Origin of the sequence: Sphingobacterium sp. xlx-130 (genome assembly GCF_011007405.1) — a bacterium.
GTDB lineage: Bacteria > Bacteroidota > Bacteroidia > Sphingobacteriales > Sphingobacteriaceae > Sphingobacterium > Sphingobacterium luzhongxinii.
This window is the reverse complement of sequence record NZ_WFKN01000003.1, coordinates 471,508-487,555: the sequence shown is the minus strand read 5'-3', so window position 1 is coordinate 487,555 and position 16,048 is coordinate 471,508. Positions and strand designations below refer to the sequence as shown.

The window sequence follows — 16,048 nt, the reverse complement described above, 5'->3', positions numbered from 1 at the left end:
GAAGTTATAGAGGTTATGAAGTTATAGGGGTATGGTAGTTAATTTATTTGTCTTTTAAAACCTTGTAACCTTTATAACCATGTAACCTTATAACTTTATCACTTTTCCCTAAAAAGCATTCACTCCGTTGACAGTTGTATATTTAAAACTTAGTTTTTGATCGGGATAAACATATTTAAATGCGGATTGTACCATCAGTGTTGCTTCGTGGTATCCACATAGGATCAATTTTAGCTTGCCAGGGTAGGTGTTGATATCGCCTATGGCATATATGCGCTCTACATTAGTCGAATAGTCGAACGTGTTGACTTCTATTGCATTTTTGTCGATGTTTAACCCCCAATCTGCAATTGGTCCTAATTTCGGGGTTAGCCCATATAGCGGTATTAGGTAGTCTGTCTCCAGTAAGAACTCTTCTTTTCCTTTATTTGCAACTTTAACATGCGATAGCGATCCATTGCCGTGGGCACTCAGTAGGTTATGAGAAAGTAATAAATCGATTTTTCCTTTTTGTGCCAGATCGTATACTTTATCAGCGGAGTCCGGTGCACCTCGGAAGCTATCGCTACGGTGTACTAATGTCACTTTTTTTGCGTAATCACTTAGATATATTGTCCAATCGAGGGCTGAATCGCCACCACCTGCAATGACAAGCGTTTTGTCTCGGTAGGTTTCCGGATTTTTGACCATATAGTCTATCCCCCTACGTTCGAAGGTTGTAATACCCTCCAGTTCGGGTTTCCTCGGTTCAAAACAACCTAAACCACCTGCTATTGCAATGACCTGACAGTGCACCTGTGTGTTATCGGAAGTGGTCACGATATAAGAACCATCTTCTTGCTTCTCCACTTTATCTACGCGTTCGCCCAATGTAAATGTGGGGTCGAAGGGTTTTATCTGTTCCATCTGATTGTCTATCAGCTCCTGTGCTTTGACAATCGGGTATCCAGGGATATCGTAAATGGGCTTGTGTGGATATATCTCAGAGAGTTGACCTCCTACTTGTGGTAACACATCGATCAGATGGCAACGCATTTTCAACAAACCAGCTTCAAAAACTGCAAATAGGCCTACGGGCCCGGCACCAATAATGCAAATATCCGTTTGTATCATGATTTTATTTTTGTGTTAAGTTATCGTATATGGTATTTAATATCCTAGTAAATTGAGCGAAATCATCGTCGTTCAGGTTCTTCCATGCCTGCATGCGGAAGTGAGCTACTTTAGGTGCAATTTCCTGTATTTTACTTTTTCCTTTTGCTGTAATCTGCAAGTGTAAAGCCCGGCGGTCCGACGTATTTGTTATCCGTTCAGCAAGCTCTTTCTTAATCAATAAATCAATGATTCTAGTTAGTGTAGGTTGGTCTTTACCGCACAGCTCTGCCATTTCTTTGTTCGTCAGATCAGGTTTTTCAAAAATCGTACGTAGTACAGTCCACTGATCTACTGTAAGGTCAAACTGATACAACGTAAATGCACTTTGTGCATATTGTTTTACTTTTTTCGCTGTCCTATCCAGTATAAAGGAGTACTGGTTGTATTTTTCGTTTAGCATAACAATAATTAGTGTGACAAATATAATTATTGTTTTTCACTTTGACGGTATGAAAAGTCATACCAGCGTAATACTGTCGGAGACATTTATCGGTACTATCGTTGTTATAGTAGGGATGGGTTTCTTATTAGCTCGATGGCAATGACGGCGCCTATCTGTCAAAATGATTAAGGGTAGGCTTTGTTGTATTATGAGCCTATATTGTATGCGGCGATAATTCCTACAGGATTAAAGGTTTCGCGGTGTTAAGTAGGGCATCAAAACCACTTTCCTGTGTAAGGTAAATTGTCGACATGTTTATCAGGACGCAGTCGTATTGTTTATTCTTGACCTCGAAAACATGTGTTTGTGGACTGACATGTGAATCATTTTCGCTATAACGCGCTAACTTGATCTCTATATTTCCAATAGAGGTGCTCTGTTTTATGCTAAAATCTATGGCTATGACATCAATTTACATGATGAGGTGACTACATTTATTCGGTATATTGAAGTTTCGCTGCGCATCCAATGCGGGGAGTTCTACCGTCTTACTGCCTTTTTTGCAAATGTTATCTGCGGCGTAAAGTAGATTCGGTCATAGATATGGCAATTATTGTTAAACTGAAAGTCGACCAACCGTTGGATGTTGCTGTGTTTGACTTGTAATAAACCTTGCTTGCATTTCTTATTTCCACGCAGTACTCGGAGCATGTATTGAACCAGTTTGTTGTGCATTTCGTTGTCGTACATATCGCGATGTACTGCTCTAAAAGCACGGGGTATTACCGCTCTTGCTGCACTTGCCGTTCCGAAATCAGCTGCTGCATTTTGTGTCCATTGAGTCTGCTTTAGTTTATCCGATGGTTTGGTCTGTATCACATTTAGTGAATGTTTTTACGAGTGATTCAATATAGGATTATATTTTTGAGTCAGCTAACTCCTTCTCTAACCGCGCGATTTTTTCAGATTGAAGTTGTTTGGTCTCTTCTAATAGTTCTAATTGCTTTTAATAAGCTAATCATTGTGTTTGGCTCCGGCTCATAGGATTTAGTGTGTTCCTCTTTTGCTGGTGGATTATACCGGTTTGCTTCTACTGTATCAGCTGATTGATATTGAGGTTAAGACTTATCTAAAATGTACGGTTGGTTTTATCCCAAAGGGTGTAAGGCTGCACTCATTAATTGATTGGTGTGACATTTCACATACAGAGGTTATTGATCTCTTTTGCGATTGGAATGAGGTGAAAAAAAAGTTTTTATTCTTGCGATGGAGTCCCAGAGGCTTTGTTGGATGGGGGGCTGCTTCGAGACGATGTCTTGATGAGAGAAGAACAGATTTTAAAGGTTTTTATTTGTTTTGAATTTATATATATTGAAAAGGGATCGAATTTGATTCAGTAAAGGGTATTATTCAAAAATTGGGGTAGGTATTACTGATTTAATTTGATGTCTGATAGGGATTCCCTTTGCCTGTTTCAAGAAATTGTTGTAGGCTGCTTAAGAACTGTCGCCAACCATCCGCACATATGGTATAGCATTCAACAGCTGGGTGTAAGCCCTGGTGGGTCAACTGCAATTTGCTGCCATTTATCTGAGGAGCGATTTCCCAAATGATGATCGTATCTATCCATTCTTTTTTATTTTTGAGCTCGGGAATGTTCAGCAAAGCATCGGTAACAACCCAAACGACCTTTCTGGCCGGTGACAGTTGTTTTACTTGCATGGTTTTAAAGACATTCTTGCCAAATCGGAGGGTAAAACTACAGTCTTGGTGGTCGGCATTTCCGGTAAACATTACCGTCCACCACAAAGAGATTTGCCGGGTTAATGCGTTGTACACTTTGTCTACGGTTGTATTGATGTAGATAGTTTTGTAGAAATTGTTCATAACTTCATCGTTTATACTAGCAAATTTACCATATTGCTAATCTAAAGGAAGTTGTCTTAGGACAGGATTTTTGTGTGTTGCATAAAAAAGCTTCCGTCATTTATAAGTGACGGAAGCTTTTCCTTTTATCCATATATCCACTTGAATTTGTATTGTAGATCTGGTATTTTGATCCGGTCGGCTAATCTCGTCAAACGATCCGGTAGTTTCATTAAATAATCTCTGGCCTTTTCCCCTTGTTCATTCAATCCGGCTACTTGATCGATTTTCCATTCGTTGATGAGCTCTTTCAGGATCTCGACATAATCTAGGGCCGTATAGACGTCTAGACGTTGTGCAGCATCTGAAAAATGTGCGAAAGCTCCGCCTTGGGGACCTCCTGATTCTCTTAAGAAGTGTGCAGGCATTACAATTTTCTTGCGCATCATATCTTCAAAAGCCAACATAACTTCACTTGGATCTACGGTCATTGCTTTTGAGATGAACGACATGTAGGCTTTGGCATGTCTTGCTTCATCGGCTGCAATAACACCACACATTTTGGCTAATAATTTATCTCCGCTTTTTTTGGATATTCCCGCAACACGGCGGTGGGAAACGTTAGTAGCAAGCTCTTGGAAAGAGGTGTATATAAAGTTACGGTAAGGGTCTGCACCTGTACCAATATCAAAACCATCAGCGATTAGATATTGCGTGCTCATCTCAAATTCGCGCATGTTGATTCTACCTGAAAGGTAGAGATATTTGTTCAGCAAGTCTCCGTGTCTGTTCTCTTCAGCAGTCCAGGCACGAACCCATTTCATCCAACCACCTTGTTCGTTTTTCTCTACATCTTCCACCATGGTCAACCAAGATTCGTAGGTTGGTAAAGCTTCTTCGGTGATGGTATCACCAATGAGTACGGCCACCAAATCATAAGGAAGTTCTTTTGCACTTTCCTGTAGATCCCTAACCTCTTCAAAAAAGGTACTGCGTGAGGAGTCTGGGAGAAAATCGGCAGGTTGCCACATCTGCTCCACAGGCTTTAAATACTCACTCATCTCGTTGAGCATGAAAGGCTCTAGATAAGTCATTACTTCTTTCCTTGATCCTTCTGGTATATTTAAGGGTTTCTCTTGCATAATTAGTACAAATTTACATAAAATGCTTTGTATTCAATAATGCATGCAAAAAAACCTTTATGTGTTAATTTTGGGTTGATTGTATGGTTTGGGGGTATATAGGGTTTTTATAAGAACCATTGCTTTTGTCACTTAGGCCGTGACTGGCCCATACTTTTTTCCGCAAAAAAGTATGCAAAAAACTCGTCACTGTGCCGGCTTGCCACAACGGATCACCATTCCTACTATTGGCAACCCACCAAGGTGGCATTTGCTAAACTGTCAGGAAGCGCGAACAACCAATGTAAACTGATTAAAAAGAGCCTTGTAGCATATGGAGTCAAAGGCCGTAAAGCTATCGTTTCACAACGATACATCTTGCAGTAGATATGGATTTACCTACAGTGAGCTCGCAAGCTCGGTTCCAGTCACGGGATGGGCAAGCGCAATGGAGACCTAGGAAACCGTCTTGATAGCTTTACGTGCTGTGATGAACATTGGGTACACCGTCTTGATTTTTTTGCTTCGTTTTTTGATCAAGCAAACCCTCGAAGAGGCTCTTGAATGCCTTTAAAAAACAAACACAATGAAAAATAATGAAGGGCCTGTCCTGGCAAGGACAAAAGATATTTTAAACCTCCTTAAAAAAATGACATACCTTTCATAACACTATGGAATATGGTAAAAAACCAAAAAGAATACACTATCTTGATACTATTTGGTTATATATATAGTAACTTTGTACCTCAAAATTTACATAGAAACGTCTTGAAAACATTTGATATACATAAAGTACGTGCTGATTTTCCATTGTTAAAGCGAGAGGTGAATGGTAAGCCTTTGGTATATTTGGACAATGGTGCGACTACGCAAAAACCGCAGTCGGTGATCGATGCCATCATTCATTATTATTCGGATATGAATTCGAATGTGCATCGGGGAGTTCACTATTTAAGCCAGATATCTACGGATGCTTTTGAAGTAACCAGACGTAAAGTGAAAGACTTTATAAATGCTGAAGAAGAGGTCGAGATTATTATCACGAAAGGAACTACGGATAGTATCAATTTGGTCGCCCAATGTTATGGTAAAGCATTTATTGGCGCGGGAGATGAGATCGTTATTTCGGCTATGGAGCACCACTCGAATATCGTGCCTTGGCAGATGTTGTGTGAGGAGAAGGGAGCTGTACTGAAGGTGATTCCAATGAATGAACGTGGTGTTTTGGATATGGAGGCTTATCGTAAGCTGCTTTCCGAAAAAACGAAAATTGTTTCCGTCACTTATGTATCTAATGCACTAGGTACTGTTAACCCGGTAGAAGAGATTATCGCTTTGGCTCATGAAAATGGAACACCGGTGCTATTGGATGCTGCACAGGCAGTACAGCATATCGCAATTGATGTTCAAAAATTGGATGTAGATTTTCTGGTTTTCTCTGGACATAAGATGTATGCGCCGACAGGGGTGGGTGTATTGTATGGTAAAGCGAAATGGTTAAATGCGATGCCACCTTACCAAGGTGGGGGCGATATGATAAAAGATGTGTCTTTTGAGAAGACTACATACAATGTATTGCCTTTTAAATTTGAAGCAGGAACACCTAATATTGAAGCAGGTATATGTCTGGCTGCTGCCATTGATTATATCACGGAAATAGGTATCGATAATATAAAGGCTTATGAAGATGAACTATTGGCTTATGCCACAGCTCGATTGAACGAGGTTGAAGGGCTTCGTCTTATCGGTACGGCAGACAAAAAATCTTCAGTTATTTCTTTTGTGGTAGACGGTGTACATCCTTATGATATCGGTGTGATTTTAGATAAATTGGGAATTGCCGTACGTACAGGACATCACTGTGCACAACCTATCATGGATCAATTGCAGATACCTGGTACAGTACGTGCTAGTTTAGCTATGTATAATACCAAAGAAGATGTGGATACCTTGGTGGCTGGACTAAGAAGGGCTTTAAGTATGCTAAAGTAGTGATTGGTACTTGGTATCTAACTCCTTAACTTTCTAACTTTTTAATGAAAATGACAATAAACGAGATACAGGACGAATTAATTGAAGACTTTGCTTTCTATTCGGATTGGATGGAAAAATATGAATATATCATTCAGTTAGGTAAAGAGTTACCTCTGATTGAAGAACAGTACAAACAGGACCAATATATTATCAAAGGCTGTCAATCTAAAGTATGGTTGTACCCAGAACTGAAAGAGGGAAAACTTTATTTTACCGCCGATAGTGATGCGTTGATTACAAAAGGTTTGGTGAGTTTGATGGTCAAAGTATTGTCGGGGCATACCCCGAAAGAAATCGTTGATACGGATTTGTATTTTATCGATCAGATAGGGCTTAAGGATCACCTTTCTCCAACACGTGCGAACGGTTTGTTGTCTATGGTCAAACAGATGAAATTGTACGCCCTGGCCCTGCAGAATAGGTAGTATTTGTATCGGTTTTATAGAAAAGCCTTCGAACAATCATTGTTCGAAGGCTTTTCTATTTAGACTCTCCTAAAAAAGGGACTTTTCCATTGTATGGAAGTATATCGATTCCGAATTTGTAGACCTGTTCTTCTGGAAAAACAAATAATTAAAAGCTTATTTGTTTGTTTTTCGCCACAATGGATGAATCTGGAGGGTTCGATAAAGGAACAAAATCGTGGAATATCGCCATACCTGTCAAGTAATGCAACATTCCGGTTACTTTACGAAATTCCACTCAAACGATATAGTTTCGTTTTATAGGTTTTGGGAGGTGTATTTTGCAGGTTTTAACGCTCAAAAGTCAAGGATGATAATCTTGTTGTTTTTACTTTCATACGGTAGTCATTATATTTGAGAGTGACCCTTAAACAATTTTATAGCTAAATTTATTATTACGATCTAAAACATGAGAATTACTTCCTTATTGAGTTTGTGTTTGTTTTGTTTGCTTCAATGGTCTTTTGCGCGAGAAGTTATTCCTTTTAATTCGGACTGGGCGTTTAAGAAGGGGCCATTTGCCGATGAGAGAATGCAATTTGGTGCCATATTTCAAGGCAAATGGCAAACAGTACAGGTACCTCATACCTGGAATGCCAACGATATGCAGTTGAAAGATATCAAGGTAGGTAGCTTTGCCCGCAACGAACGGTTTTATATTGGAGATGCTTATTATAGAAAGTCATTTTCGGTGCCAGCATCTTGGAAAGGGAAGCGGGTATTTGTCAAGTTTGAAGGTGTGAATACGAATACGGAGGTATACCTAAATACAAAAGCTCCTGTGACCAAGCAAGAAAAGGGATCCGTCAATTATACGGAACAGACCCTAACAAATAGTTATCAATTTGTAGGTCGTCACCAAGGGGGGTATTCGGCCTTCGTATTTGAACTGACCGAAATGATTTCATACGGACAGGAAAATGAGTTATTGGTCAAAGTGAACAATGAGGCCACGCCTCAGGTTATTCCTGTCAACCATACGCTGTTTCCGATGTATGGTGGAATCTATCGTCCTGTAGAACTGATTGTAACGGATGCTGTAAGTATTGCAACTTCGGATTTTGCGTCTTCAGGCGTATACATTACCCAGAAAAATGTATCCAAGAAAAATGCGGATATCGGCTTTAATGTAAAAGTAGAGAATAAGACCGGAAAAATACAGCCAATCGAGGTCGTAACGACCATATATGAAAAGGATGGCAAGGTTAAGGCATTTTACAAGGAGCCATATTCGTTATTGCCTCAGGGCAGACAAGAAGTAAAGTATGAGATTAATGTTAAAAATCCGCACCTGTGGCAGGGATTGGACGATCCCTATCTGTATAAGGTCGTGACGCAGATTAAGAAGGATAATCAGGTGATTGATGAAATCGTGGAGCCGCTGGGTATCCGGAAGTTTGAACTAATCGCTAGTAAAGGCTTTTTTCTGAATGACATAAAGTACCCGTTGTACGGTGTCTGCCGCCATCAGGACAGACTGGGGAAGGGATCAGCCTTGAGTAATGCAGATCACGATGAAGACCTGGCTATTATTCAGGAAATGGGTGCTACAAGTATCCGTCTGGCGCATTATCAGCAATCGGAATATTTTTACGCTAAGTGTGATAGCCTGGGATTGATCGTATGGGCAGAGATTCCTTTTGTAAATCGTGTAACCACGTATGAAGAAAACAATGCTCTGCAGCAAATGAAAGAGCTGATACGCCAAAATTTTAATCATCCGTCGATTTATATCTGGGGCCTACATAATGAAGTTTATACCCCCAATACGTATACAGTGGAGCTGACTACAAAACTACATGATCTGGCGAAATCTGAAGATCCTGACCGATACACCGTTCAGGTAAGTGGGTATAACGTGGTTAATCATGCGGTCAATAACAATGCCGATGTGCAGGGAATCAATCATTACTTCGGTTGGTATAACGGAGAGTTAGAGAATCAGTCGGAAAAAAATGATGATGTTGAGACCTGGGCAAAGCGTATTTCTGAGGAATTTAAAGATTATAAATTGATTTTTTCGGAGTATGGCGCGGAGGCTGTTATTGAAGATCAAGCGGAGGTAACTGGCAATTTTGGTAATCAGTTCAGTAGGCCCGATTTCTTTCCAGAAGATTTTGCCACTAGATTCCACGAGATCAATTGGGGCGTTATCGCTAAAACCCCAACTTTATTAGGGTCTTACTTATGGAATACGTTTGAATTTGCTACACCAATTACTGGTTTAAATGTCAATCCGCGTAACTATAAAGGTATTGTAACCTTTGATAGAAAGGTGAAAAAAGACGCTTTCTATTGGTATAAAGCCAATTGGAGTAAAGCTGCTGTAGTATATATAACACAACGAAGAGTGGTAAATAGGGGGAATGAGATTACACCAATAACCGTGTATTCGAATCAAGGGGTACCTGTACTTAAGGTGAATGGAAAGGAAGTAAAAAGCTATAAAATGGGTACGACAGCTGTTCATTATATTTTTGAAAATGTCAAGTTGGAATTAGGAGAGAATACTGTTGTTGCCGAAGTTAAAAGCTCAGCAAATGGTACCGTTACGAGGGATGAAATCAAATGGAACTACGATCCCAAATACAAAAGGGCCGTTGGTGAACCATCGGTAACTAAAGATGAACATGTTGGACTTTAAATTTTATCCTGAATACTAAATTTATTATGAGAATACTGAAAAGAACATTATTACTTACAACATCGCTGCTGATGGCTAGTTTAGCTGTACATGCACAATGGACTGGGCCAAAGAAAAAGCCCACGCAGCAGGTTCAGCTTAAATATGGGCCGATTACTCCTGCACATCGTACCGATGCGAATATGGTGGCTTTCCGTGACTACGGTTTGGGGCAGTTTATACATTGGGGGGTGTATGCTATCCCTGGAAATGAATGGGAAGGGGTAAGTGCCCGTGGTGGTGCTGCTGCCTCTGAATGGATCCGTAGTTGGGGCGGACCAACTGCTCCAAAGGATTGGAAAAATACCTATGATAACCTGTACAAACAATTTGCAGCGAAGGACTTTGATGCAAAGAAATGGGCGAAGCAGGCGAAAGAAATGGGTGCTAAATATATGATATTTACAACCAAACACCACGACGGATTTGCGCTATGGCCTACTAAATATTCGGAATATAATATTACAAAATCCCCGTATGGTAAAGATATCGTAAAAGAGGTAGTGGATGCGTATACTGCTGAAGGAATAGACGTGTATCTTTATTTCTCTATTCTGGAATGGAATAATCCTGATTATATGGGTAAAGTACCCCAAACAGCGGATGAAAAACAACGTTTTGACCGTTTTTTGGATTATACGCGCAACCAATTGATAGAGCTATCTGATAACTATTCAAAAATCAAAGGCTTTTGGTTTGATGGCACTTGGGATGCTTCCTGGAAATCAGCCTATGACTTTACCTATAAACTGGAAAAGGAATTAAGAGACCGTCACCCTGGATTGGTTATTGGTTCCCGCTTTAGAAATGATGAAAACGGGTCTAGACACTTTGATACCAATGGTAGGCTACTTGGGGACTATGAGCAGGGCTGGGAACGCAAGTTGCCTCAGGAGTTTGAATGGCTAGATGGTAACGATTGGGATGCTGTCATGACGATACCTCCTAACGGTTGGGGATACATGAAAGATTGGTCTGGACTATACATTAAGACAACTGATGATATCATTGATATGTTAATGCATTCTGTCTCTATGAATGGAAATTTTGTCTTGAATTTTGGACCTGATGGTGATGGTAAAATGCATGTGGGTGAGGATAAGATAGCGAAAGAGTTGGGTGATTGGATGAAGGTAAACGGGGAGGCTGTCTACGGCGTTAGGCATGCCGATTTACCGGTTTCAAAGTTAGGCTATTATACCCAAAAAGGAGATGTTCTGTATCTCACGGTGATAAGTAGACCGGTAAATAATATTGTACGTATAGCTGTTCCTAAAAAGACCAAAGAAGTCCCCGTTGAGGCATCGTTGTTGTCGAATAATAAGTCGTTACAGGTCAAGCATTCAGATGTCGGTCTGGATCTCGATAAAAATACGTATTATGATGTCCTATTACCTGAGCAATTTAAATCAAACCGGGCTTTTGTTATCAAAATGAAATTGGGTGCTCCATCGTCAAAGACCGATAAGTTGATGGATGCCAAGATGTAATTCTATCTCCAGATTTTCAGGCAGGTTTTATACTTTAATATGGTCTGCCTGGATTTTTTGGCCAAAGAAGATGGTAGCCTTCTCTTCAAATTCTTTTGCGCTATCCGTGGTGTAGAATGTAAGTTGGCCTCCTTTACGGCACAAATTTTCTACTTCGGGATGTCGTAGGAGATAGTCGGCCAGGCTTTTCGCTACTAACGAACCTTGAGAAAGTATATTTATGCCTTGCGGGACATACTTTTTAATAATAGGGAGTAATAAAGGGTAATGAGTGCAGGCGAGGATTAAGGTATCAATACTATCTGAAAGGGATAAGATGCTGGCGATGTCTTTCTGCACAAAATAGTGAGCCCCCTCACTATAAATCTCATTGTTCTCAACCAGTGGAACCCAAAAGGGACAGGCATGTTGAAAGACCTCAATTTCGGGATGAAATTTATGGATTTCTATTTTATAAGATCCGGAAAGAACAGTCCCCTGCGTGGCTAGAACGCCTACTTTGTTGGTCTTGGTGTATTTGTCTACGACCTCGGTCGTAGGACGTATGACTCCCAATACTTTTTTGCCTGGAGGAAGATCGTGTTGTTGAATGGTACGTAGTGCTTTGGCTGATGCGGTATTACAAGCCAAGACGACCAAATTGCAACCTAGGTCGAATAGTTTGAATACGCATTCTTTGGTAAACTCGTAAACGGCTTCGAAGGAGCGGGTGCCATAAGGCACGCGGGCATTGTCCCCCAGATATATGTAATCATATTGAGGTAGTTGCTTTTGTATTTCTTTAAATACAGTTAATCCACCGTAGCCCGAATCAAAAATGCCAATAGGTCCGCTAATCATATGCTATAAAAATAAGGAGATTTGTACCTTACTCATGGTACAAATCTCCTTAAAAAAATTAAATGTAACGTTATTTTAAACCAATAAATGTGGTTTTTCTTTATATGTTTTCCATAACAGCTCACCAAACAGTGTATTTGCCCAGGCGAACCAATGACGGGTGAATTTTTTAGGATCATCTTTATGGAAGGATTCGTGCATAAAGCCGGTACCTCCATGCGTGGCTGCCAATGTCTTGATACATGTACGTATCTCATCGTCAATGGTTGATGTAAAAGCGCGCATAGTGATTGCCATAGGCCATATCATATCCCGGCCTATATGTGGTCCGCCTACGCCTTCTGCTGCGGTACCTTTAAAGAAAAACGGATTATTTTTTGACAAGATGTAGTTTCTTGTACGTTGGTATACTTCGTCTTTGACATCTACCGATTCGAGATAAGGTAATGCAAGGAGAGAAGGGACATTGGCATCATCCATCATCATATAGCTTCCGAAGCCATCGACCTCAAATGCGTATACACGCCCGTGTTGTGGGTGGTCAATAATACCATATTTTTGTACTGCCTGCTCAACTTCATTTGCTAAACGTTCCATCCTGCTTGCTAGTTCTATATTATTGATTTTACGTAAAATCTCTGCGGATTGGCGTAGGCTCTTTATCGCAAATAGATTGGACGGTATCAAGAATAAGAATATTGTACAGTCATCTGAAGGCCGGAAGCTGGAACAGATCAAACCAACAGGGTTGACGGGATACCCCCATCCATCTACCTGTAATGTATCCGTACCACGAGAGGTAGTTCTCGAAAAATTGTAAGGCCCTAAGTTCTCTTTTCGCTGCTGCTCGACGAAAGTCTGATAAGTGTTTTCCTGTGCTTTTACCCAGTCTGCGTCGAATGGCGTAGTGTCTCCTGTTTCTTTCCAATAGCGGTGTGCTAGTCGGATAGGGTAGCATAGTGAATCGATCTCCCATTTACGTTCGTGTATGCCGGGCTTCATTTTTGTGTGATCTGAAAACCACTCTCCTTTTTTAGTAGGGTCGTTGTAAAAAGCATTGGCATATGGATCGATATTGATACATTGGGACTGCTTGTTGATTAAGCCCAGGATAAGGTTTTTAAGCTTAGGATCCTTTTTCATAAAAGGAATATAAGGCCATACTTGGGCACTGCTATCCCGAAGCCACATGGCATCAATGTCACCTGTTATCACGTAGGTAAGCTTCTTATTGGCTGTAGACTCATCGTATATAGTGGTATCCAATGTGTTGGGGAAACAGTTGTTGAACAACCACCCTAGTTCTGGGTTTTTTACGTTTTTCTGGAACTCTTTGATGGCATCTTCAATGACCGGGCTACTGAAATGTCTTTTGTCTGCAGCTACTCGTACATTGGGGAACGTATTTGCCGCTGTAGCAAAAGAGAGTTTGCTAGCTAATACGCTAGCTCCTAATACGGCACTTTGCTGGATGAAAGTTCTGCGTTTCATATGTATTTAATTTGTTTTTTAATGGCCATATGGAATAATCATGACTGTTTGTGCTTTGCAAAACATGAGTATTTCATTATAATTTATGTGGTTTTTAGGATTCAACTTTAGAAAGCAAGATGCAATAATTTATTTAAAATAACAACAAAAAACGTTTTAGCATCGTTATTTTGTCTTGTTGATTTGAGAAAGAGTTTTTTTAAGTAAAAAAATCAAGACTGTGTAGCCTACGATCTATTTCTTGGACAAAGAATGCTTTTTACCCCGGTAAGCGAACACTATTTGGAAAGCTTTGATGTAGAATCAGGTTCTATAAATAAAAAAATGGAGAGCGATATTATGTATTTTTCAATGTGTTTATTAGGAGGTAGTTAGGGGTGTGTAGGTCATCGACGTAAAACGCGGTATCTTTACTAAATGATTTTGTAGTATACTATTTATTTGGTATTTTAGGTCAGACATTATAAACAATACTTACCTTATTTTAAGCTAGTTATGAATATAAAATTTAAGCCACTATTTTCCTTAGTTATACTTTTTTTTACTCTAAATAGTTGCAATACATGTGTTTATGTTTTTGTAGATGCACTTAACATTGCGGAAGCTAAGGCATTTTACGAGTCTCAGATTAACCCTGTTACAACCGGGGGGGGGACAATCCTTTATTTAACCGACATCAGTTAGTTGTAGATTGGAAGTCTTATAAGCAAACTGATGAAAATATATTTTCTATCCCAGTTGTTCCTGTCGCGGAGCGTATAATTGACCCCAAGAAAGGTGTAATCATGTAGCGAAAACTACGCAAATACGAATGACCGCGAAGCAGCATGCACACCAATTGCAACAAAATGTGCATAATATAGTTTGGATATTCCATCCCGACAAGTCGGGGCAAGCTAATAACAACCAAAATCAAATTATAGATATATGAAAAAAAAGAATATAATACGTTCACTAACTTTCCTTAGTTTATTTGGATTATTAGTCTATATTACAAATTTTACAGATTTAAAGATATTTTTTATTAGAGTAATCGAGTTCAGCAACTATAATGGAACATACTATTATTATCAAAATAGGTTGAAAGGAGAAACAGATAGTCAAAGGTCTAAGTCATATGCTCATTTCTTAAGCCAAAATTCAAATATCGAAGACAAACAGTTATACCGTAGATTTAGAATGGATCTTTGGCGGTTTTGGGAGTGGAGTGATTTCTACTATTTTTCAGATCAATATAAGCTACCTTATATTTCAGAAAAGGAGATTAACGAAAACAGAAAAAGGGAGGGGTTACCTCCAATAGTGTTTGATTAGAAGGTGGTCATTTTTTCTCTTTATATAATTCTAATGTGTATCAATGAGAATCTTTAGACTTGGAGCCAATTATAAAATTATTGTTTATGTGCAGGAAGCAAACCCTGGCGATGCTGATGATCATTTTGAAGCTTTTGGTAATGGTGTGGGACATGCTGCTATTGGTTTAACAAAAATCGGTTCTAATGGACAGTCTGTTATTCAAGTGGTGGGGTTTTATCCGGAAGGTGCTAATATTTTTAAGGAGTTTTCGGGGCCATCAAAATTGGTGGATAATGGGAATTTAAGTAAACCTTTGCAATACACTGTCAAGATGGAATTAAATATAGGAAATGAGGGCAATAAGTTTAGGCAGGTCAGGGATTATATAAAGATTCCACCTGCTTCGTATCCTGCGTTTGACAATAACTGTGTAAAGTTTGTGAAGGATGCATGTGCAGCTGGAGGAATAACGGTCCCTTTTGAAATGAAATCGGTTGTAATACTAAATATTAGTCCGAGTCCTGCTCCTCCTGATTATGTAGTTATAGACGCCTATACTCCTGCTAGCCTTGCCGGGCCTATGCGCCAATTAATGAGTGCTGGTGATACCAGAATAAGTAGGGCCAATAATCAATCTGTACCCAATAGCCATGGTCCCTGTTAAAAAAAGAAAAAATATATGAAATATCCATGTAGCGCAGACTGCACAAACACGAATGACCGCGAAGCAGCATGCACACCAATTGCAACAAAATGTGCATAATATAGTTTGGATATTCCATCCCGAAAAGTCGGGGCAAGCTAATAACAACCAAAATCAAATTATTGATATATGAAAAAAAAGAATATAATACGGTTACTAACTTTCCTTAGTTTATTTGGATTAGTAGTCTATATTACAAATTTTACTATAGTTCATCATTTTATAAGACGGTATCATAAATTTTGCAATTATAATGGCACTTATATGATTACCGAACCTCATAAAGGATCAATATATGTAAGTAGCCAAGAACTTTTACAATATTATCAGCGTAATCATCCTGATACAAAAGACAAGCAATTATACCGTAGATTTAGAATGGATCTATGGCGGTTTTGGGAATGGGGTGAGTTGTGGTATCATCCAGATCGGTATGATTTACCTTATATTTCAGAAAAGGAGATTAACGAAAACAGAAAAAGGGAGGGGTTACCTCCAATAGTGTTTGATTAGAAGGTGGTCA

General features: G+C 39.5%; 14 protein-coding genes. 7 read left to right on the top strand and 7 right to left on the bottom strand.

All coding sequences use genetic code 11. From position 1 onward, the window contains the following. Positions 1-108: 108 nt before the first annotated feature. The 5 genes from G7B18_RS05440 to G7B18_RS05420 all read right to left on the bottom strand — a co-directional run bounded on the left by G7B18_RS05440 (position 109) and on the right by G7B18_RS05420 (position 4,545). Positions 109-1,113, bottom strand: a complete 1,005-nt coding sequence (locus G7B18_RS05440; RefSeq protein ID WP_164112725.1) for an NAD(P)/FAD-dependent oxidoreductase — start codon at positions 1,111-1,113, stop codon at positions 109-111. Between the two features lie 4 nt (positions 1,114-1,117). Beyond that, positions 1,118-1,555, bottom strand: coding sequence for a MarR family winged helix-turn-helix transcriptional regulator (locus G7B18_RS05435; protein ID WP_164112726.1), 438 nt, complete (start codon positions 1,553-1,555; stop codon positions 1,118-1,120). A gap of 522 nt (positions 1,556-2,077) precedes the next feature. After that, positions 2,078-2,416: a hypothetical protein gene (locus G7B18_RS05430; protein WP_164122171.1), complete on the bottom strand. Its 339-nt coding sequence runs from the start codon at positions 2,414-2,416 to the stop codon at positions 2,078-2,080. 558 nt (positions 2,417-2,974) lie between these two features. Next, complete coding sequence (locus G7B18_RS05425) at positions 2,975-3,424, bottom strand: SRPBCC family protein (protein WP_164112728.1); 450 nt, start codon at positions 3,422-3,424, stop codon at positions 2,975-2,977. A gap of 125 nt (positions 3,425-3,549) precedes the next feature. Continuing rightward, positions 3,550-4,545: an acyl-ACP desaturase gene (locus G7B18_RS05420; RefSeq protein ID WP_164112729.1), complete on the bottom strand. Its 996-nt coding sequence runs from the start codon at positions 4,543-4,545 to the stop codon at positions 3,550-3,552. Positions 4,546-5,292: 747 nt separating this feature from the next. Here G7B18_RS05420 and G7B18_RS05415 point away from each other — a divergent pair. The 4 genes from G7B18_RS05415 to G7B18_RS05400 all read left to right on the top strand — a co-directional run bounded on the left by G7B18_RS05415 (position 5,293) and on the right by G7B18_RS05400 (position 11,195). Then, a complete protein-coding gene (locus tag G7B18_RS05415; RefSeq protein WP_164122170.1) occupies positions 5,293-6,516 on the top strand; it encodes a cysteine desulfurase in 1,224 nt (407 codons plus the stop codon). A gap of 44 nt (positions 6,517-6,560) precedes the next feature. Then, positions 6,561-6,983: a SufE family protein gene (locus G7B18_RS05410; RefSeq protein ID WP_262886572.1), complete on the top strand. Its 423-nt coding sequence runs from the start codon at positions 6,561-6,563 to the stop codon at positions 6,981-6,983. A gap of 448 nt (positions 6,984-7,431) precedes the next feature. Beyond that, positions 7,432-9,666, top strand: a complete 2,235-nt coding sequence (locus G7B18_RS05405) for a glycoside hydrolase family 2 protein (protein WP_164122169.1) — start codon at positions 7,432-7,434, stop codon at positions 9,664-9,666. Between the two features lie 26 nt (positions 9,667-9,692). After that, positions 9,693-11,195, top strand: coding sequence for an alpha-L-fucosidase (locus tag G7B18_RS05400; RefSeq protein WP_164112732.1), 1,503 nt, complete (start codon positions 9,693-9,695; stop codon positions 11,193-11,195). A 27-nt stretch (positions 11,196-11,222) separates the two neighbouring features. On the opposite strand, the gene murI is transcribed toward G7B18_RS05400, so the two are convergent. Continuing rightward, positions 11,223-12,035 (bottom strand): glutamate racemase, encoded by an 813-nt coding sequence (murI, locus tag G7B18_RS05395; RefSeq protein ID WP_164112733.1) that lies wholly within the window; start codon positions 12,033-12,035, stop codon positions 11,223-11,225. 75 nt (positions 12,036-12,110) lie between these two features. Beyond that, positions 12,111-13,526 carry a glycoside hydrolase family 125 protein gene (locus G7B18_RS05390; protein WP_164122168.1) on the bottom strand — a complete coding sequence of 472 codons (1,416 nt, stop codon included), beginning with the start codon at positions 13,524-13,526 and terminating at the stop codon, positions 12,111-12,113. Between the two features lie 927 nt (positions 13,527-14,453). On the opposite strand from G7B18_RS05390, the gene G7B18_RS05385 reads away from it, so the two are divergent. The 3 genes from G7B18_RS05385 to G7B18_RS05375 all read left to right on the top strand — a co-directional run bounded on the left by G7B18_RS05385 (position 14,454) and on the right by G7B18_RS05375 (position 16,038). Beyond that, positions 14,454-14,840: a hypothetical protein gene (locus G7B18_RS05385; RefSeq protein ID WP_164112735.1), complete on the top strand. Its 387-nt coding sequence runs from the start codon at positions 14,454-14,456 to the stop codon at positions 14,838-14,840. A 43-nt stretch (positions 14,841-14,883) separates the two neighbouring features. After that, positions 14,884-15,486, top strand: coding sequence for a hypothetical protein (locus G7B18_RS05380; RefSeq protein WP_164122167.1), 603 nt, complete (start codon positions 14,884-14,886; stop codon positions 15,484-15,486). A 303-nt stretch (positions 15,487-15,789) separates the two neighbouring features. Then, complete coding sequence (locus G7B18_RS05375; protein WP_164122166.1) at positions 15,790-16,038, top strand: hypothetical protein; 249 nt, start codon at positions 15,790-15,792, stop codon at positions 16,036-16,038. Positions 16,039-16,048 lie beyond the last annotated feature (10 nt).